The 18,821-nt window shown below is 46.1% G+C and carries 17 protein-coding genes; 10 read left to right on the top strand and 7 right to left on the bottom strand.

Annotation, left to right across the window (positions count from 1 at the left end):
- Window positions 1-18 precede the first annotated feature (18 nt).
- Window positions 19-882 carry an urea transporter gene (locus DW121_RS04555; protein WP_118323139.1) on the bottom strand — a complete coding sequence of 288 codons (864 nt, stop codon included), beginning with the start codon at window positions 880-882 and terminating at the stop codon, window positions 19-21.
- Window positions 883-1,105: 223 nt separating this feature from the next.
- Here DW121_RS04555 and DW121_RS04550 point away from each other — a divergent pair, with 223 nt between their 5' ends.
- A complete protein-coding gene (locus tag DW121_RS04550) occupies window positions 1,106-1,369 on the top strand; it encodes a GNAT family N-acetyltransferase (RefSeq protein WP_118323138.1) in 264 nt (87 codons plus the stop codon).
- A gap of 2 nt (window positions 1,370-1,371) precedes the next feature.
- Here DW121_RS04550 and DW121_RS04545 read toward each other — a convergent pair whose 3' ends face one another.
- Together DW121_RS04545 and DW121_RS04540 are read right to left on the bottom strand one after the other, a co-directional pair.
- Complete coding sequence (locus DW121_RS04545; protein ID WP_187120007.1) at window positions 1,372-2,232, bottom strand: DUF6845 domain-containing protein; 861 nt, start codon at window positions 2,230-2,232, stop codon at window positions 1,372-1,374.
- A gap of 125 nt (window positions 2,233-2,357) precedes the next feature.
- The gene (locus DW121_RS04540) at window positions 2,358-3,401 is read right to left on the bottom strand and encodes an N-acetylmuramoyl-L-alanine amidase (protein WP_118323137.1); all 1,044 of its coding nucleotides are present in this window, start codon (window positions 3,399-3,401) and stop codon (window positions 2,358-2,360) included.
- A 139-nt stretch (window positions 3,402-3,540) separates the two neighbouring features.
- Between DW121_RS04540 and DW121_RS04535 the strand changes: the two genes are divergently transcribed.
- Window positions 3,541-4,821, top strand: coding sequence for an O-acetylhomoserine aminocarboxypropyltransferase/cysteine synthase family protein (locus DW121_RS04535; RefSeq protein ID WP_118323136.1), 1,281 nt, complete (start codon window positions 3,541-3,543; stop codon window positions 4,819-4,821).
- A gap of 60 nt (window positions 4,822-4,881) precedes the next feature.
- Here the strand turns inward: DW121_RS04535 and DW121_RS04530 are convergent, their stop codons facing one another.
- Window positions 4,882-7,383: a family 20 glycosylhydrolase gene (locus DW121_RS04530; protein WP_118323135.1), complete on the bottom strand. Its 2,502-nt coding sequence runs from the start codon at window positions 7,381-7,383 to the stop codon at window positions 4,882-4,884.
- Window positions 7,384-7,558: 175 nt separating this feature from the next.
- Between DW121_RS04530 and DW121_RS04525 the strand changes: the two genes are divergently transcribed.
- The 5 genes from DW121_RS04525 (at window position 7,559) to DW121_RS04505 (ending at window position 13,853) form a co-directional block, all read left to right on the top strand.
- The gene (locus DW121_RS04525; protein WP_117710753.1) at window positions 7,559-9,847 is read left to right on the top strand and encodes an NADP-dependent malic enzyme; all 2,289 of its coding nucleotides are present in this window, start codon (window positions 7,559-7,561) and stop codon (window positions 9,845-9,847) included.
- Complete coding sequence (locus tag DW121_RS04520; protein WP_117710754.1) at window positions 9,844-10,017, top strand: hypothetical protein; 174 nt, start codon at window positions 9,844-9,846, stop codon at window positions 10,015-10,017. The genes DW121_RS04525 and DW121_RS04520 overlap by 4 nt, the downstream gene beginning before the upstream one ends.
- Window positions 10,018-10,207: 190 nt before the next feature.
- Window positions 10,208-11,545 (top strand): NADP-specific glutamate dehydrogenase, encoded by a 1,338-nt coding sequence (locus DW121_RS04515; RefSeq protein WP_117710755.1) that lies wholly within the window; start codon window positions 10,208-10,210, stop codon window positions 11,543-11,545.
- Window positions 11,546-11,671: 126 nt separating this feature from the next.
- A complete protein-coding gene (locus tag DW121_RS04510; RefSeq protein ID WP_118323134.1) occupies window positions 11,672-12,640 on the top strand; it encodes an alpha/beta hydrolase in 969 nt (322 codons plus the stop codon).
- Window positions 12,641-12,668: 28 nt separating this feature from the next.
- A complete protein-coding gene (locus DW121_RS04505) occupies window positions 12,669-13,853 on the top strand; it encodes a GTP-binding protein (RefSeq protein ID WP_117710757.1) in 1,185 nt (394 codons plus the stop codon).
- A gap of 119 nt (window positions 13,854-13,972) precedes the next feature.
- Here the strand turns inward: DW121_RS04505 and nadD are convergent, their stop codons facing one another.
- The 3 genes from nadD to DW121_RS04490 all read right to left on the bottom strand — a co-directional run bounded on the left by nadD (window position 13,973) and on the right by DW121_RS04490 (window position 16,068).
- Window positions 13,973-14,536: a nicotinate (nicotinamide) nucleotide adenylyltransferase gene (gene nadD / locus DW121_RS04500; protein WP_117710758.1), complete on the bottom strand. Its 564-nt coding sequence runs from the start codon at window positions 14,534-14,536 to the stop codon at window positions 13,973-13,975.
- Between the two features lie 15 nt (window positions 14,537-14,551).
- Window positions 14,552-15,115, bottom strand: coding sequence for a guanylate kinase (gene gmk, locus DW121_RS04495; protein WP_117710759.1), 564 nt, complete (start codon window positions 15,113-15,115; stop codon window positions 14,552-14,554).
- A 74-nt stretch (window positions 15,116-15,189) separates the two neighbouring features.
- The gene (locus DW121_RS04490) at window positions 15,190-16,068 is read right to left on the bottom strand and encodes a YicC/YloC family endoribonuclease (protein ID WP_117710760.1); all 879 of its coding nucleotides are present in this window, start codon (window positions 16,066-16,068) and stop codon (window positions 15,190-15,192) included.
- A gap of 91 nt (window positions 16,069-16,159) precedes the next feature.
- On the opposite strand from DW121_RS04490, the gene tsaB reads away from it, so the two are divergent.
- The 3 genes from tsaB to murA are packed head-to-tail and all read left to right on the top strand — an operon-like array spanning window position 16,160 to window position 18,801.
- Window positions 16,160-16,852: a tRNA (adenosine(37)-N6)-threonylcarbamoyltransferase complex dimerization subunit type 1 TsaB gene (tsaB, locus tag DW121_RS04485; RefSeq protein ID WP_118323133.1), complete on the top strand. Its 693-nt coding sequence runs from the start codon at window positions 16,160-16,162 to the stop codon at window positions 16,850-16,852.
- 12 nt (window positions 16,853-16,864) lie between these two features.
- On the top strand, window positions 16,865-17,485 hold the full coding sequence (locus DW121_RS04480; protein ID WP_117710762.1) for a DUF4290 domain-containing protein: 621 nt from the start codon (window positions 16,865-16,867) through the stop codon (window positions 17,483-17,485).
- 11 nt (window positions 17,486-17,496) lie between these two features.
- The gene (gene murA / locus DW121_RS04475) at window positions 17,497-18,801 is read left to right on the top strand and encodes a UDP-N-acetylglucosamine 1-carboxyvinyltransferase (RefSeq protein ID WP_117710763.1); all 1,305 of its coding nucleotides are present in this window, start codon (window positions 17,497-17,499) and stop codon (window positions 18,799-18,801) included.
- Window positions 18,802-18,821: the final 20 nt, after the last annotated feature.

Genomic DNA, 18,821 nt, shown 5'->3' with positions numbered 1-18,821 from the left:
AATAAGATTCCTCTATTTTTAGTTTCTATATCCACTCTTTTTATCCAACTTCTGCAATCCCGACACAATCCAGACAGCAACTACAAAAGGTGCAGTGAGAGTTGTTATCCCCCACTCCATACCACCTATCTGAAATAAGACGGACAGTAATACAGCCACTACAGCCCACACACCGCCTCTCCACGTTTTATCTCCCAAAGCAATGGCACACAACACTCCGTTATACCCCATCAATCCGGCATTCAAAGCGGCATAATCCATTCCCAATAACAGAGCGAACGGAATGGGAAGCAATGCCCCCAGTATAGAATAAAAACCATTGATACGGGAGTTAACCATGATACCCAGCAAAAAGAACAATCCAGACAATACTGTATTTCCCTGGAACATAACCTGACCGATATTCAAACAAAAAGCTTGTAAAAAAGAAAGCGTCTGAACCGCCACAGCATCTCCGGAAGGCAATAGCAAAGATGGTGTCATCCAACTGCAAACTGCCAACAATATCCATACAGAAACAATAAAGGGAGCGGTGAATCCCGATACCAGCCGTTGCAAACTAAAAAGACGAGCTATCCAAGCAGACAAGCAAGAGCCTGCGACCAACAGTAATAAGGAAACTACAGTGACCGGCATAAATACCCCAATCGCTATTCCCACCAAAGTACCATTAAACCCGTAAAGTCCATTCCGTATATCTTCACGATTGTAACCTGAAAAATAAGCCGCCAATGTACTTACAACATTACCTGCAATCGCCAGCAATGCCATTTGCCAAGAATTCAGAAAAAGTCCGGCTAACATTAACAACCCTGACAGTGCATTATTCTGAAACATCACCTGCCCTATTCCACGCCCTAAAATAAGTAAAGCTGCTTTCATATACTTCTCAAAAGCTATTTATACAATGTAATCCCGGCACAAAAGTACGCATATTTTATCTTCGCAGGCAAACTAAGAAATGATTATTAACGAACCCGCAATTGTATTTTGCTTTAGCTACCATTTTTTTTAAGGTAAATGCCGTAAGATTGCAAATTAGTATTTGTAACTTTGCATACAATACAATTATCTCTCTAACGATAGTCAGATAAAGAAAAAGAATATGGAATACATCATCAACCACAATCCTGAACGTCACCGGTTCATTACCGAAGTGGAGAATCATACCGCCTATGTAGAATATCACCTCCATGACGGCAGTTTGGACATCCTTCATACAATCGTTCCCCCGCCTATTGAGGGCAGGGGAGTTGCTTCAGCTCTTGTAAAAAAAGCCTATGAATACGCTGTGGAACAAGGATTAACCCCCAAAGCCACTTGTTCATATGCAGTGAAGTGGTTAGAAAGGCATCCGGAAATAAAATAGCCTTAGTTCAGGCTTAGTCCATACTCACCCAATGCGGCCATCTCGTCTGCCGTATAACTTCCCCGGGCTTTTATATGCTGTACTTCTTTTATGAATGCCTCAGCATTAGCCAGAAAGTCCCGGAAAGTCTTCATCTCTTGAGGATGCCCCTTCACCATCGGCAAGCGCTTGGCAATGTCCAACTGGATAACCAGTTTCATTATCTTCATATCCAGACGAGCCATGTCGGGAGCTGGCTTGCGCATACACTGTCGCAGAATGCTCTGCATCGTGACAGACATCCTGTTCATGGCAAGTATTTGCTCCTTCATCGGATTATCATTCAGCAATATTTTCTGCGCCCCTTCGGTAAAAGGTGACAATATGTCAAGAATATTCTCTTTATATTCAGCCATCTCAACGCTCAGCCGATAGTTAACAGGCAATAGCTTATCAGCGGCAGTCTTATCCTTTACTTTCAAGAACGAGAGATACTGATTAAAACCGGTATAAAATTGCTTTCTTGCCTGAAATAACTGCATAAAATTCTGTTTCAGATTGCGCTGAGTCTCTTCATTAAAATACGTACCGGGATTGACTGCCAACGCCGAGTCCTTCTGAGAGAAAACCGGAGAGACAACAGTTGTCAACATCGGTGCATTCCCGCCTTGTTCCATATATCCCAGTACGGAATTCACATCTTTCTCCACTACCAAATTCTTCAATAAGGCGAGTGAAGTAGTATAGTAGTTCATCACTTGATTAGCCTGCTCCACCTCCGTAGCAGAATATTTTTCAGAAAATTCCTTCCGGACGCCGCTGCCGCAAGCAGCCAACATAAGGGTAATCGCAAATACTCCCACAAACATTAAATTCTTTCTCATAAGGTTTCCTTTCATTATTTAATATGCACGTACGCTTTTAATCATTGATTTTGCAAACCATTATGTGGAACAAACAATGAAAGAGATAGGTTCCGGCATATCGTTTAAAATTCAAGAAAAAGATTCTACTTCGCCCGCTTATAGTCCGCAATAAAACCTTCCATCATCCATTTTGCCAAAGCTTGGCGGTTAGAGCTGATGACAAAACGACGTTGATCGAAAGAATTCTGTATATTGCCCAATTCCACAAAAAGGGAAGCCGGTGCAGCTTTCAGCAATACATAAAGGTTGCGTGAACTGACAGTCCCTTCAAATCCGCGGTTCGGCTGATGTTTGTCGTATTTCGACTCGAATGTTTCTTTCATGGTAACAGCCAGTTTCTTCCCTAACACACTTTTCGGAGCGTGATAAAAGAATACATCCGTCTGCGCACTCTTACTGCGGCTGTCCACATGCAAAAATATAGCCCGGCAATATTTATAAATTTTGCGGTCTTTCCGATAAAGCTCATTGATTTTTGCACAACGCTGCTGCAGACGAGCTACCTGATTCAACGGAATGGCATCTCCCATACAAGTTTCCCTCTTGCTGTTGGCCAGGTAGCGGTCATCGCGAATCCCGTCTTTGGCATCCTGAATGATGATACGTACTTCCGCCCCTTCCTGCATCAAGTTACGGGCAAGGCGCAAGGCAACATCATAGGCATACTCATCTTCATGCAATTCCACCTTTCCTATTTTCCCGATAGCTCCCGGGTCGGGACCTCCATGTCCGCTGACGACATAGAAACACGCCCCTTGCAAACGGTTAGAGGTCACTTTCACATCAGCAAGTTTTTTCCCGAACAGACGTTCCCGGACCGTTTCTTTTTTATTAGTGGCAAATTTGGACGAAACTGCGGCAGAAGTCCCTTTCCTCAATGGGGGTAACACATATTTCACTCCCAACCGCAATTCCTCTTTTCCACGCAGACGCTTCTCATTCAACTTCATAAACTCATTATAGTACGCTTTTCCCGGACGCTTGTTCCGTTCTAAAAAAGCAGAGATACCCTCACCCGATTTGGGTGTGGCATATTCTCCCTGAGCCGAGACATCAAAAACAAGAAAAGTGCAAAAGAGGATAGCCAGCAAGCAAAATATACGTTTCATATTCCCGTTATTCGTCATTTATTCATATCGGCTGCAAATTTTCAGCCGCTAAATTATAGCATTTTACTATTCACGCGTACAAATTTATATTTTTTTCCCTACTTTTGCGACAACTTACGCGTTTTAAAGAAAAGAAACTCTAAAAACAGATAGCATTATGGCAAAGCAATTCAAACCGGAGACACTGTGCGTACAAGCTGGGTGGACTCCTAAAAAGGGCGAACCTCGTGTACTCCCCATTTATCAAAGTACAACTTTCAAATATGACACCAGCGAACAAATGGCGCGTCTGTTCGACCTCGAAGACAGCGGGTACTTCTACACCCGTCTGCAGAACCCTACGAACGATGCAGTTGCCGCCAAAATAGCCGCCCTTGAAGGCGGTGTAGCCGCTATGCTTACCTCAAGCGGACAAGCTGCTAATTTCTATGCTATCTTCAATATCTGCCAGGCAGGCGACCATTTCGTATGCTCATCCACTATCTATGGAGGAACGTTCAATCTGTTTGGCGTAACAATGAAAAAACTGGGTGTCGATGTAACTTTTGTCAATCCGGATGCGCCTGAAGAGGAAATTTCCGCTGCTTTCCGTCCGAATACCAAAGCATTGTTCGGTGAAACAATCTCCAACCCTACGCTGGAGGTTCTCGATATTGAAAAATTTGCCCGAATTGCCCATAAGCATGGCGTACCCTTGATTGTAGACAATACTTTCCCCACTCCTATCAACTGCCGCCCGTTTGAATGGGGAGCCGATATAGTAGTTCACTCCACTACCAAATACATGGACGGACACGCCACCAGTGTAGGCGGCGCAATTGTAGACAGCGGTAATTTTGACTGGGATGCACATGCCGATAAATTCCCCGGACTCTGTACTCCGGATGAATCGTATCATGGGTTGACTTATACAAAAGCTTTCGGCAAACTGGCTTATATCACTAAAGCTACCGCACAGTTGATGCGTGACCTCGGCAGCATCCAGTCTCCACAGAATGCATTCTTATTGAACCTTGGCCTGGAAACTCTGCACTTACGTATGCCGCAACATTGCGGAAACGCCCAAAAAGTCGCCGAATATCTTTCCAAAAATGATAAAGTGGCATGGGTGAACTATTGCGGTCTGCCCGACAATAAGTACTACGAATTAGCACAAAAATATATGCCCAACGGTTCGTGCGGCGTTATCTCCTTCGGACTGAAAGGCGGTCGCGAGGTATCTATCAAATTCATGGATTCGTTAAAGTTAGCGGCTATCGTAACCCATGTTGCCGATGCACGTACTTGCGTGCTTCATCCCGCCAGCCATACACATCGTCAGCTTTCTGACGAACAACTGTTGGAAGCCGGTATCCGTCCGGACCTTATCCGTTTCTCGGTAGGTATTGAAAATGCGGATGATATCATCGCAGATATAGAACAAGCGCTGAATGAGTAATCAAATAAGTTTTTCACCACAGTGGTATTCCTTTTCCACTGTGGTGAAAATTATAATATATCATTCCGTTCTCAACGTTATCGGTAAACTTTCCTTACCCTGATAAAACGTCTTGGCTTTAACAACCGAAGCATCACACTTCACCGGCGCTTCCCATAAAGCGGATTGTACGGTTGGTTCAGAACCATCCATCGTATAGCGTATCTCAGCCCCGTGAATGGCCGTATTGGCATAAAGTTTACCGTCTTTCACTTGCAGTCCCGGATGCGGCAAGCGGAAGTTGATGCCATTCTTTGCCCAATAAGGCATTTCCATATCACTGATTTTTTCATAATACAATGCCAACGCCTTGTCGAAAGCCTGTCGTTCCTGTACTCCTCGCAGTTTTTCCCATGCCGGACAAGCATTCCAACCGCGTTCTGCCAATCCCATGATTTTCGGGAAAAGAAGATATTCCACACCGTTGAAACTGCGGATAGTCTCGGCAAATAATTGACCCTGTACACCCAAAATATTCTTTTTCCCCTCTGCTGTCAGGGCTGTTTTTCCTTTTTCCACTTTTTCCAAATCAACAGGATTTCCCGCCCCGTCCGTACGCAATGAACGATAGATGCTGTAAGGAAGCATGGAGAAAGATATAGATTCGCCCACATATCCTCCCCAGTCCAGTCCACGTTCGTCAGGATGCCCGTTGTAAGCCATATCCATATAGAAATTTCCCACGTTGCAAAGGATTACCGGATAGCCGTTATTAGCAATCTGATAAACCACCTCATCATATCCGGGAACCGTGTTCCAGCAATACACGCCTGCCGCCTGACTCCGCAATTGCCGGTGTGCTTCTTCAGTATGCCCCAAAGCAACTTCCTGCCAACCGCTGAATTTCAGACCGTTTCTCTGCATAATACCCGCCATCTGCGTAATGAAATACTCCGCCAAATCATGCGGCTTCGTCATTCCTTTTTCTTTCATCAACACCCGGCATTTAGGAGATCCCTGCCATACACCGCGTGCCACTTCATCACCGCCAAGGTGCACCGTAGTGAGTGCTGCACCGGCTTCTTTATACATAGCCGCAAGTTCCCGAATAACTTTCTCCATAAAATGGTAAGACGAAGGCAGGGCGACATTTATCACATTATCCGTGTAGTACTGAACGGATGCATAACGGGAAGTATCCTCCGGCTCACTCAACAGATATTCGACAGCCTTTTCCACATCCGTTTCCTTATACTTATTATAACGCGCCTTCATGGAAACAATAGCGGCACGGGCGTGTCCGGGTGATTCTATTTCCGGTATGACGCGAATATGCCTTTCGGCAGCATAACGTAGCAAACCTATGAAATCCTCGCGGGAGTAATATCCGTTGCCAACGGTTGCGGCATCAGGATCATATCCTCCATCGTAGCATGGAAACAGACACCGGCTTTCGTCAGTAGTATGTCCGCGACGACTTCCCACGGCAGTAAGTTCCTCCAAACCGGGAATTTCCAAACGCCATGCTTCATCATCTGCAAAATGGAAATGCAGCACATTCAATTTATAAGAAGCAAAAATATCCACCAGTTTTTTAAGATTCTCCACTGTTGTGAAATTACGGGCAATATCTATCATCTGTCCGCGATACAAAAGGTCGGGATAGTCTTCCACAGACATGGCATTCAATTGATAAGGCGCCGTTTTATTTTTCAGCATTGCCAGCAAAGTTTGCGTGCCGTTGAAAATTCCATGCGGAGTGGCAGCGCTAATCTTGATTCGGCCACTGCCTATAACCATATTATAATACTCATCGTTCACAGCCTGCACCTTGTCGGACAAGGGTTCCAAAGCAATAATAACAGGGGCTTTACCGTCTACTTCCAAATTGTACAAATCGTGCAACTTTTCTTTCAATAACCTTGCCTCATCCGCATATTCATCGGAATAAGTCAAAGAGACTTTACCGTCCAGTACAACATAGCCTTCGGCAGATACCACTTTCTTTACCGACGGCAGTATATCCGATTGCTCCAAGACCGGAACATTTTTCAAACGAAGATTCGATTCATAGATGTTAGTAGCGTCCGGATAGCCGGGAAGCGACTCTGGCGAGGACAATGGAAGTGCATTCAGTGCAATGGGAAGCGGCTTCCCTTCTTTACCGTCCACGGTAGCCACCCAATAAACACCCTCAGGCGCATGCGAATTCCTATCTAATTTATAAGAACACAAGAAAGAGATACGCATGGAATCACCCGGAGCCAACGGTTTAAAACTATCCGTAGGATACATTTTAAAGAAGTTTCCGTTCACTGCTTCCACTTTAACGGCGGGATTTTCTTCTTGCTTCACATAGCGGGGGAGCTGTGAATAATAGATTGTCCAATCTTTGGAGAGAGGTGAACCGGAAATGTTTGTAAGGACAAAGGAGTTCTCGTAATATCCGGGTTCAATGTTACTCGCACCCATCTCCCAAGTCAAGGAAACCGGTGCTTCAAGTTTGTCACTCGTTCCGCATCCTGCCCAAAACGGCACTGTGCAAAACAATAATCCTACAAGAGGACGTCTTAAAATTTTCATAAAACACTTGTGTTAAGTTAGTAAATTGGGGGTAATACTTAAATATACTGCCAAAAATAAGCATTTTTAGTTTATTTACTGATAAATCTAATAGAAATTATCAGTCGCAAGCTACAATTTAGAACTTTTATCTCTAAATTTGCGACCAAATTATAACCATTTTAACTAATCTATTATGGCTAAGATAACCAAAGAAGCCGCCTTGCTCTATCATTCGCAAGGCAAACCGGGAAAAATAGAGGTAGTGCCAACCAAGCCCTACAGTACGCAAACCGATCTTTCACTCGCTTATTCTCCGGGCGTGGCAGAACCGTGTCTTGAAATTGAGAAAAACCCGCAGGACGCATACAAATATACAGCAAAAGGTAATTTGGTAGCTGTCATCTCCAATGGAACCGCTGTCCTCGGTTTGGGCGATATAGGCGCAATGGCAGGTAAGCCCGTAATGGAAGGTAAAGGTCTGCTTTTCAAAATCTATGGCGGCATCGACGTATTCGATATTGAAGTGAATGAAAAAGATCCCGATAAATTTATCGAGGCAGTAAAAGCTATCGCCCCCACTTTCGGCGGTATCAATCTGGAAGACATCAAAGCTCCCGAATGTTTTGAAATAGAACGCCGCCTGAAAGAAGAGCTCGACATTCCCGTAATGCACGATGATCAACATGGTACAGCCATCATCTCCAGCGCCGGATTGCTGAACGCTCTGGAAGTGGCAGGCAAGAAGATAGAAGATGTGAAGATTGTAGTAAACGGCGCCGGTGCGGCAGCCATCTCCTGCACCAAACTTTATGAAGCGTTGGGAGCTACTCACGAAAATATCATCATGCTCGACTCCAAAGGTGTCATCACCAGCGACCGCCCAGGACTGAACGAAACCAAAAGATACTTTGCTACCGACCGCCGCGATGTCCATACACTGGAAGAAGCCGTACGGGGTGCGGATGTATTCCTCGGCCTTTCCAAAGGTAACGTCCTGACACAAGACATGGTACGTAGCATGGCAGCGCATCCTATCGTATTTGCCCTTGCCAATCCCGTACCGGAAATTTCTTATGAGGACGCCATGGAAGCCCGTCCTGATGTACTTATGTCAACCGGACGTTCGGACTATCCGAACCAGATAAACAATGTAATAGGCTTTCCCTACATCTTCCGCGGTGCTTTGGACGTAGCCGCCACCGCTATCAATGAGGAGATGAAGCTGGCAGCCGTCCGTGCCATTGCAGCACTTGCCAAACAGCCCGTGCCCGATGTAGTGAACGAAGTATACCACGTCAACAATTTCACTTTCGGCCCTGATTACTTCATTCCGAAACCCGTTGACCCGCGTCTGATAACCGAAGTCTCCATGGCAGTAGCCAAAGCAGCCATGGAAAGCGGTGTAGCCCGCAAGCAAATCACCGACTGGGAAGGTTATCGCCAGCACCTGAAAGAGTTGATGGGACAAGAAAGCAAACTTACCCGCCAGCTCTACGACACCGCCCGCCGCAACCCGCAGCGCGTAGTCTTTGCCGAAGGTATTCACCCCAATATGCTGAAAGCCGCTGTTGAGGCCAAAGCCGAAGGCATCTGCCATCCTATTATATTGGGCAATGACGAAGCTATCGAGAAGTTGGCTAAACAGCTCGACCTCAGCCTCGAAGGCATCGAAATCGTAAACCTGCGTCACCCCGATGAAGCAGAACGTCGCGAACGCTACGCACGTATTCTTTCTGAAAAACGCGCCCGCGAAGGTGTGACTTACGAAGAAGCCAATGACAAGATGTTCGAACGCAACTACTTCGGTATGATGATGGTGGAAACCGGTGAAGCTGACGCTTTCATCACCGGACTGTACACCAAATACAGCAATACCATCAAAGTTGCCAAAGAAGTTATCGGCATCCGTCCGGAGTACAAGCATTTCGGTACGATGCACATCCTCAACTCCAAAAAAGGCACATATTTCCTTGCCGATACACTTATCAACCGCCATCCCAATGCGGAAACGCTGATTGATATCGCAAAGCTGTCGGAACACACCGTACGCTTCTTCAACCACACGCCGGTCATGGCAATGTTGAGCTACTCCAATTTTGGTGCAGATAAGGAAGGAAGTCCGGTAAGCGTGCACACAGCCGTAGAATATATGCAGCAAAACTACCCGGAACTTGCCATAGACGGTGAAATGCAGGTGAACTTTGCCATGAACCGTGAATTGCGCGATGCCAAATATCCGTTTACCCGCCTGAAAGGAAAGGATGTAAACACACTGGTATTCCCGAACTTGAGTTCAGCTAATTCCGCCTACAAACTGCTTCAGGCCATGGATATGGATGCCGAACTTATCGGCCCGATACAAATGGGATTGAACAAGCCTATCCACTTCACTGATTTTGAAAGTTCTGTACGCGATATAGTAAATATCACCGCTGTGGCAGTTATTGATGCCATTGTCGATAAAAAGAAAGCCGGTAAATGAAAAGACGATTATCCAAATTCCAAATAGTTTGCATTACGCTTCTTTGGGCGGCACTTTGTTACATAGTACTAACATCTGCCGAACGAATTGACGGTCCAATCATCCTGACCCTTGTCATTTCGGCGGCATTAGTATTCATTCCCGTAATAAAAGCGCTTAAAAGAGGATAAATAATATCTTTTTATTCCTTTTTGCGGGATAAAACAACATTTTTGTTGTTTTATCCCGCATTTTCTTTATAAATTGTTTGTTTGTATCATTTTTATGTTTACTTTTGCAACCGCAAACAAGAAAAAAGTGATAAGGTGACAATTACCACTTTATAATACGAATATGTAACCAAATAAAAGAATATAGATTATGAATGCAGCTAAGGTATTAGAAGATTTGAAAAGACGGTTCCCCAACGAACCGGAGTATCATCAGGCAGTAGAAGAAGTTCTCTCTACTATTGAAGAAGAGTACAACAAACATCCGGAGTTTGACAAAGCCAATCTGATTGAACGTCTTTGCATCCCCGATCGCGTTTACCAATTCCGTGTTACTTGGGTGGATGATAAGGGTAACGTGCAGACCAACATGGGTTACCGTGTACAACACAACAACGCCATCGGCCCGTACAAAGGCGGTATCCGTTTCCACGCTTCCGTAAACCTCTCCATCTTGAAATTCCTCGCTTTCGAACAGACTTTCAAAAACTCACTGACCACTCTGCCTATGGGTGGCGGTAAAGGTGGTTCGGACTTCTCTCCGCGCGGCAAGTCAAATGCGGAAGTGATGCGTTTCGTTCAAGCCTTCATGCTGGAACTGTGGCGTCACATCGGTCCTGAAACTGACGTTCCTGCGGGTGACATCGGTGTAGGCGGTCGCGAAGTAGGTTTCATGTTCGGTATGTACAAGAAGCTGACTCACGAGTTTACCGGAACATTCACAGGAAAAGGCCGCGAATTCGGCGGTTCGCTGATTCGTCCCGAAGCTACAGGTTACGGTAACATATACTTCCTGTTGGAAATGCTGAAAACCAAAGGCACTGACCTCAAAGGCAAGACTTGTTTGATTTCCGGTTCGGGCAACGTAGCTCAATACACTGCCGAAAAAGTACTGGAAATGGGCGGTAAAGTGTTAACCATGTCCGATTCTGACGGTTATATATATGACCCCGCAGGTATCGACCGTGAAAAACTGGACTACATCATGGAACTGAAAAACCTCTATCGTGGACGTATCCGCGAATATGCAGAGCAATATCCGGGCGTCAAATACGTAGAAGGCGCACGTCCCTGGGGTGAAAAAGCTGATATTGCCTTGCCGTCGGCCACTCAGAATGAAATTAACGGTGACGACGCCAAGAAACTCATCGCCAACGGTGTGATGGCAGTATCCGAAGGTGCAAATATGCCTTCTACTCCCGAAGCAATCAAAGTATTCCAAGAAGCTAAGATTCTGTATGCTCCGGGCAAGGCAGCCAATGCCGGCGGTGTATCAGTATCAGGGCTTGAAATGACTCAAAACTCCATCAAACTGGGTTGGAGTTCCGAAGAAGTGGACGAGAAGCTGAAAAGCATCATGAAGAATATCCATGCCGCTTGTGTACAGTACGGTACGGAAGAAAACGGTTACGTGAACTACGTGAAAGGCGCCAACGTTGCCGGATTCATGAAGGTAGCCAAGGCCATGATGGCACAAGGTATCCTGTAAGAACAGACAGCCATAGTATAATAAAAAATAGAGGTGGAAAGCTACAATGTTTTCCGCCTCTATTTTTTTATTTAATAATATTGTCTACATTTACTCCCTGTTAAAGAGATTTCAAAAACAAATCATATGAAACATTTGCTCTTACTCTTATTCAGCCTGGCCCTGTTTGCCAATCCTCACTGCCAGGCACAGCCTCTCACATCCGAGGAACATCCCGTTACATTGAATACTGCCAACGGAAATATCAAAGGTAAACTTCTGTTGCCTGCCAATGCAAAAACCTGTCCCGTAGTGCTGCTAATTGCCGGTTCCGGCCCCACCGACATGGACGGAAATAACCCCATGATGAAAAATAATTCACTGAAATTCCTTGCGGAAGGACTGGTACAGGAAGGTATCGCTTCCCTCCGTTTCGACAAGCGCGGTATAGCCGGCAGCGCCTCAGCCGGTCAAGAAGAGTCCCTGTTACGCTTCGAGGATTATGTAAACGACGTTACGGGCTGGATAGACTTTCTTGCCAAAGACAAGCGTTTCACCGGCATAACAGTGGCAGGACACAGTGAAGGTTCACTTATCGGAATGCTTGCCTGCACAAACCGGCCAAAAGTGAAGAGTTTTATTTCCATCGCAGGTGCAGGCAGTCCCGCATATGAAATCATAGAAAAGCAACTCATTACCCAAATGACGCCGGAATCCATACAAAAAGAAGTGGCAGGCATCAACCGGTCTTTGAGGAACGGAAAAGAAGTAGCGCAAATCCCTCCTTATCTGCAAACCCTGTTCCGCCCTTCCGTGCAGCCCTACCTCATTTCGTGGTACAAATATAATCCTCAGACCGTTATCGCCTCCCTAAAAATGCCCGTACTGATTCTCCAAGGTAAAAACGACATTCAAGTACAGGAAGAGGACGCAACGCTGCTAAAGAAAGCATCTTCCCAAGCTGAGTTAAAGTTGATAGACAAGATGAACCATGTATTGAAAGACTGTGAGAGCATCAACCCCCAACAACAAATGGCTGTGTACAATAACCCGTCATTACCCGTCAATGACACATTGCTGAATACAATCGTGCAGTTCATTAAGAGAAACAAGTAAACAAATAAGATAGAGATTCAAAACCAATATGACAACAAAAGAGATTCCCGTACTGCTCCTTACCGGTTATCTGGGCAGCGGTAAAACAACTTTAGTGAACCACATTCTTTCTAACAAACAAGGTATCAAGTTCGCCGTTATCGTCAATGACATAGGCGAGGTAAACATTGATGCGGACCTCATTCAAAAGGGCGGTGTCGTCGGCAAAAAAGACGAAAGTCTCGTTGCGCTTCAAAACGGCTGCATCTGTTGTACGCTGAAAATGGACTTGATAGAACAAATAGGAGAAATCATGCGGATGGAACGTTTCGATTATATTGTTATCGAAGCCAGCGGTATCTGCGAACCTGAGCCTATCGCACAGACCATTTGCTCCATCCCCCGCATGGGAGGTATGTATACCAAGTATGGCATTTGCCGTCTGGACTGCATCACCACCGTAGTGGATGCCTTGCGCCTGCAAAGCGAATTTTCCTGCGGTAACGACCTTACCCGGAAAGGAATTGATGAGGAGGATATCGAGAACCTTATCATCCAACAGATTGAGTTCTGCAACATAATCCTTCTGAACAAGGCAGCGGAAGTATCACCCGAAGAGCTGCAACGTATCAAGCAAATTATACACACCTTGCAGCCCGGCGCCGAAATCATCGAATGCAATTATGCGGATGTAAACTTGGAAAAAATTATCCATACAAGAATGTTCGATTTTGAACGTGCAGCCACATCGGCCGGATGGATTCGCGGAATAGAAAAACAAGCCACCGAAGAAGAGGAAAAAGAAGCACATGAACACCATCACGAAGAGCATGAACATCACCACCATCATGAAGAGGGTGAAGCAGAGGAATACGGCATCGGAACTTTTGTTTATTATCGCCGTCCGGCTTTCGACATTCACAAATTCGACCATTTCATCGCTACCAAATGGAGCCGGAATATCATTCGTGCCAAAGGTGTATGCTACTTCAGCCACAACCGCGATATGTCCTACCTCTTCGAACAGGCAGGTACGCAAAAGCAATTGACCGAAGCAGGCCTATGGTATGCCACAGCACCCGAAGAAGACTTAATCGAACTGATGCGCCAAGAACCCGGACTACTACGTGACTGGGACGAAAAGTACGGCGACCGTATGCAGAAAATCGTATTCATCGGCCAGCATATGGATAAGGAACAAATTATACGCGACCTTGACAAATGCCTGGAATAAGAATCGGAGCAAAGTCTAAAATTATTTTGTGCCACCTAGGTGGCACAACTTTGCCAACAAAGAGGCACAGTTGTGCCAACGGATAGGCAAGGTTGTGCCAACGAACAGGCAAAACAATACTATTCTTTGCGTTTCAACGCATCGTAAACAGCCGGATGCAGGAAATAGCGCACATCCCTGCCCTCCTCCATTGCCCGGCGGATAAAGGTAGAACTGATTTCGAAGGTAGGCGAAGAGGCCAGTTTTACATTTTGAGGTAAAGTATCCTTGTCTACCGCATAACCCGGACGGGGATAGACAAGAACAGGATTTTCTGCAAGAATGCGCTCCGACTGATACCAGCGCGGAAAAAGCAACCAGTTATCAGAACCTACAATGAGGTGGAAAGTATCTTGCGGATAAGCCTGCTTCAGTTTATCAAGCGTATGAACGGTATAGGACGGACGCGGCAAATGGAACTCAAAGTCGGAAGCACGGAATTTGGGATAACCCGCAATGGCAAGTTGCACCAGCCTCAAACGTAATTCATCGTTCATCAGCAATGTTTCCTCTTTCAGCGGATTATGCGGAGTTACCATGAACCATACCTCGTCCAGCCCTTCGTATTCACAAAGATAGTTGGCAAGGGCCAGATGCCCGATGTGCACCGGATTGAATGAGCCGCTGAAGATACCTATGTCCACTTGGCTAATTGAGAATTAAGAATTGAGGAATCGGGTGATTACTTTCAGGGCTTCCGCCTTGGCCGTCTCCAAATCATCGTTGATAATTACCGTATCGAACTTCGGAGCAAAGCCAAGTTCATATTCGGCTTTTGCCACACGGCTCTCAATGACTTCGGGAGCATCCGTGCCACGCCCCACCAAACGCTTGCGCAGTTCTTCCACGGAAGGCGGCTGGATGAAAACAGACAAGGCACGCTCACCGTAGAACTTCTTGATGTTGCAACCGCCTACCACATCTACGTCAAACACTACATTCTGTCCCGCAGCCAATTGCTTTTCCACCTGTTCTTTCAGCGTCCCGTAAAAACGGTCTTGATAGACTTCTTCATATTCCAAAAACTCATCATTGGCTATACGGCTCCGGAACTCGTCGGGAGTAAGGAAAAAGTATTCCACGCCGTTCTGTTCAGTACCGCGCGGCGGGCGGCTGGTTGCGGAGATAGAAAAAGCCAAGTTCAGGTTCTGCGCCAACAGATAGTTGATAATCGTGGACTTGCCCGAACCGGAGGGGGCGGAAAATATAATCAGTTTACCCATTGATGGTATTTACTATTTGACGATTTACAATTTACTATTTAATACTCTGCCGTGTGGCATTCGGAGTCTGCTCCTTACATCACATTCAGGACTTGTTCCTTTATTTGTTCCAGTTCATCCTTCATCTGCACTACAATCTTCTGCATCTCGGCATGGTTGGACTTACTGCCTAAAGTATTGATTTCACGCCCCATTTCCTGCGCAATGAATCCCAGCTTCTTGCCCTGTCCGCTACCGCTCTCGAGCGTACTGATGAAGTATTTCAGATGATTGGAAAGCCGTTGTTTCTCTTCGTTGACGTCCAGTTTCTCGATATAGTAGATAAGTTCCTGTTCAAGGCGGTTCTTATCGTAATCTACGCTCAACGTTTTTTCAAGGGCATCGGTAATGCGGTCTTTGACCTTGCCTACCCGTTCCTGCTCGTACGGTGCAACCGATTCGAGCAACCGGGCGATATTCGCAATTTTCTCACGGAACTTCTTCTCCAACGCAGCGCCTTCCTGCTTGCGGAAGTCTGTCAGATGATTGATTGCCTCTTCTACCGCTGCATGAACCACCGCCCATTCTTCGTCGCTCAGTTCCTGAGTTTCATTCTTAGTCATCACATCCGGCATACGCAGCAGCGTGGCAAACCAATCGGCAGGTTCGGGAATACCGGCCGTCGCTGAAATTTCCTTAATCCGTTTATAGTAAGCCTCCACCAATTCCTGATTGATAGGAGTAGCCAGTTGTTCTGCATCTTTCTTCTCAATCCAAAGGCTGAAATCGACCTTGCCACGCTCCAGCATCTTGGATATTTCATTGCGGATTTCCATTTCCTTCTCCCTGTAAAGCGGAGCAATACGGGCAGACAAATCCATTGCTTTACTGTTGAGCGACTTAATCTCAACATTGATTTTCTTATCGGACAACTCGGCAGTCGCTTTGCCGTAGCCCGTCATAGATTGTATCATAATGTTATAGTTTTGCGCAAAATTACACGATTATTTTAATTAGTGAAAATAATCACGTAAATTTGCCACAATAAAATTCAGAATAGAAGCTATGTCATGTATCTTGCATATTGAAACGTCCACTTCGGCCTGCTCCGTAGCTGTGAGCGAAGACGGGCAGAACGTTTTCAAAAAAGAAGACCTGAACGGTCCTTCACACGCAGTATCACTGGGAGTATTCGTGGACGAGGCCCTGTCGTTTGCCGACAGCCATGCCATGCCGCTGGACGCCGTTGCCGTAAGTTGCGGTCCCGGCTCTTACACAGGATTGCGTATCGGCGTATCTATGGCAAAAGGAGTCTGCTATGGTCGCAACCTGCCGCTTATCGGACTGCCCACCCTCAAAGTGCAGTGTGTACCGGTGTTGCTTTACCACGAAGAGTTGCCGGAAGATGCGTTGTTGTGTCCGATGATTGACGCACGGCGCATGGAAGTATATGCAGCCGTTTATGACCGTGCCTTGAAACCCGTACGCGAAATTGCCGCCGATATAGTGGACGAAAACTCATATCGGGAGTATCTGGACAAGCACCCCGTATACTTCTTTGGTGACGGCGCAGCCAAGTGCAAAGAAAAGATTACACATCCCAATGCGCACTTCATCGACGGCATCCGCCCGCTGGCAAGCATGATGTTTCCGCTGGCGGAAAAAGCCATAGCCGAAGAGGATTTTAAGGACGTTGCCTATTTCGAACCGTTCTACCTGAAGGAGTTCGTGGCAAGCCAACCGAAAAAACTTTTATAACTATTAAAGATTATGCAATATAATACTCAACAAAAGCGGATGCCTTTGCCGGAATACGGCCGCAGCATCCAGAATATGGTAGACCATGCATTGACCATCGAGGACCGCGCTGAGCGTCAGCGTTGTGCAAACACCATTATCAACATCATGGGAAATATGTTTCCTCACTTGCGAGACGTACCCGATTTCAAACATAAACTTTGGGATCATCTTGCCATCATGGCCGATTTCAAACTGGACATTAACTATCCATACGAAATCATCCGCAAGGATAATCTGAGGACTAAACCTGAAGTTGTTCCCTATCCCAGCACTAAAATCCGCTACCGTCATTACGGCCGCACGTTGGAAGTGCTGATTAAGAAAGCCATCGACTTCCCCGAAGGAGAAGAGAAGCAAAACCTCGTTGCGCTGATATGCAACCATATGAAGAAAGATTATATGGCTTGGAACAAGGATACCATCGACGATCGCAAGATAGCGGACGACCTTGCAGAACTGTCCGACGGCAAACTGCAAATGACCGACAGCCTTCTGCGCCTGATGTCCGAACGGATTGAACAGAATTATCGCCCGAAGATAAACAACCAGAACAACAGGAACAACAACAGAAACAATAAAAGGAAATACTAACCACTAATTCCATGGCTTCATTTATAATAGAAGGCGGACACAGCCTTTCCGGTGATATTTATCCTCAGGGAGCAAAGAACGAAGTGTTGCAGATTATCTGCGCCACGCTGCTTACAGCCGAAGAGGTAACGGTGCACAACATACCGGACATATTAGACGTGAACAACCTGATTCAGTTGATGCGGGACATGGGAGTCTGCGTATCGAAAAAAGGTATTGATACATACAGCTTTCAGGCTGTCAATATAGACTTCGCCTACTTGGAGAGCGATGAATTCCTGAAAAAATGCTCCAGTCTGCGCGGTTCTGTCATGTTGGTAGGACCAATGGTAGCACGTTTCGGTAAGGCTATGATTTCCAAACCGGGCGGGGACAAGATAGGTCGCCGCCGTCTGGATACGCATTTCATCGGTATACAAAATTTAGGAGCCGATTTTATTTACAACGAAAAACGGGAGGTTTACGAAATATCCTCCCGGCAACTGCAAGGCAGCTATATGCTGCTGGATGAAGCGTCTGTCACAGGAACAGCCAACATCGTAATGGCAGCTGTATTGGCTAAAGGCAAAACGACCATTTACAATGCCGCCTGCGAGCCTTACGTACAGCAACTCTGCCGGATGCTGAACCGTATGGGCGCAAAAATAGAAGGTATCGCTTCCAACCTGCTCACCATCGAGGGAGTGGACGAACTGCATGGAACAGAGCATACGATTCTTCCGGACATGATTGAAGTAGGAAGTTTCATCGGTATGGCAGCCATGACAAAGAGCGAACTTACCATCAAGAACGTCTCGCACGAGAACTTAGGCATCATCCCTGACAGTTTCCGACGCTTAGGCATCAAAATGGAACAACGCGGTGATGATATTTATGTACCTGCACAGGACACTTATCAGATAGAATCCTTTATCGACGGCTCCATCATGACAATTGCCGACGCTCCCTGGCCCGGACTTACACCGGACTTGTTGAGCGTATTGCTGGTAGTTGCCACACAAGCCAAAGGCAGTGTTCTGATTCATCAGAAGATGTTTGAAAGCCGCCTGTTCTTCGTGGACAAACTGATAGATATGGGGGCGCAGATCATTCTGTGCGACCCGCACCGTGCCGTAGTTATCGGGCATAATCACGGTTTCAAGCTGCGTGGCGGCAATATGACGTCACCGGATATCCGTGCCGGTATCGCTTTGCTGATAGCTGCCATGAGTGCCGACGGCATCAGCCGTATTCATAACATCGAGCAGATAGACCGGGGGTATCAGAATATCGAAGGGCGACTGAATGCACTTGGAGCGAGAATAACGAGAATATGATAAGAGAGTGATAAGAGAAT

The sequence above is a fragment of the Bacteroides sp. AM10-21B genome (assembly GCF_003472565.1).
GTDB classification, from domain to species: Bacteria; Bacteroidota; Bacteroidia; order Bacteroidales; family Bacteroidaceae; genus Bacteroides; species Bacteroides propionicigenes.
This window is presented reverse-complemented; position numbering and strand designations above follow the sequence as displayed.

Excerpts from the sequence above, each read along its gene's own strand:
- DW121_RS04555 (WP_118323139.1), bottom strand. The coding sequence starts at position 882 with ATGAAAGCAGCTTTACTTATTTTAGGGCGTGGAATAGGGCAGGTGATG.
- DW121_RS04550 (WP_118323138.1), top strand. The coding sequence starts at position 1,106 with ATGGAATACATCATCAACCACAATCCTGAACGTCACCGGTTCATTACC.
- DW121_RS04545 (WP_187120007.1), bottom strand. The coding sequence starts at position 2,232 with ATGAGAAAGAATTTAATGTTTGTGGGAGTATTTGCGATTACCCTTATG.
- DW121_RS04540 (WP_118323137.1), bottom strand. The coding sequence starts at position 3,401 with ATGACGAATAACGGGAATATGAAACGTATATTTTGCTTGCTGGCTATC.
- DW121_RS04535 (WP_118323136.1), top strand. The coding sequence starts at position 3,541 with ATGGCAAAGCAATTCAAACCGGAGACACTGTGCGTACAAGCTGGGTGG.
- DW121_RS04530 (WP_118323135.1), bottom strand. The coding sequence starts at position 7,383 with ATGAAAATTTTAAGACGTCCTCTTGTAGGATTATTGTTTTGCACAGTG.
- DW121_RS04525 (WP_117710753.1), top strand. The coding sequence starts at position 7,559 with ATGGCTAAGATAACCAAAGAAGCCGCCTTGCTCTATCATTCGCAAGGC.
- DW121_RS04520 (WP_117710754.1), top strand. The coding sequence starts at position 9,844 with ATGAAAAGACGATTATCCAAATTCCAAATAGTTTGCATTACGCTTCTT.
- DW121_RS04515 (WP_117710755.1), top strand. The coding sequence starts at position 10,208 with ATGAATGCAGCTAAGGTATTAGAAGATTTGAAAAGACGGTTCCCCAAC.
- DW121_RS04510 (WP_118323134.1), top strand. The coding sequence starts at position 11,672 with ATGAAACATTTGCTCTTACTCTTATTCAGCCTGGCCCTGTTTGCCAAT.
- DW121_RS04505 (WP_117710757.1), top strand. The coding sequence starts at position 12,669 with ATGACAACAAAAGAGATTCCCGTACTGCTCCTTACCGGTTATCTGGGC.
- gmk (WP_117710759.1), bottom strand. The coding sequence starts at position 15,115 with ATGGGTAAACTGATTATATTTTCCGCCCCCTCCGGTTCGGGCAAGTCC.
- DW121_RS04490 (WP_117710760.1), bottom strand. The coding sequence starts at position 16,068 with ATGATACAATCTATGACGGGCTACGGCAAAGCGACTGCCGAGTTGTCC.
- tsaB (WP_118323133.1), top strand. The coding sequence starts at position 16,160 with ATGTCATGTATCTTGCATATTGAAACGTCCACTTCGGCCTGCTCCGTA.
- DW121_RS04480 (WP_117710762.1), top strand. The coding sequence starts at position 16,865 with ATGCAATATAATACTCAACAAAAGCGGATGCCTTTGCCGGAATACGGC.
- murA (WP_117710763.1), top strand. The coding sequence starts at position 17,497 with ATGGCTTCATTTATAATAGAAGGCGGACACAGCCTTTCCGGTGATATT.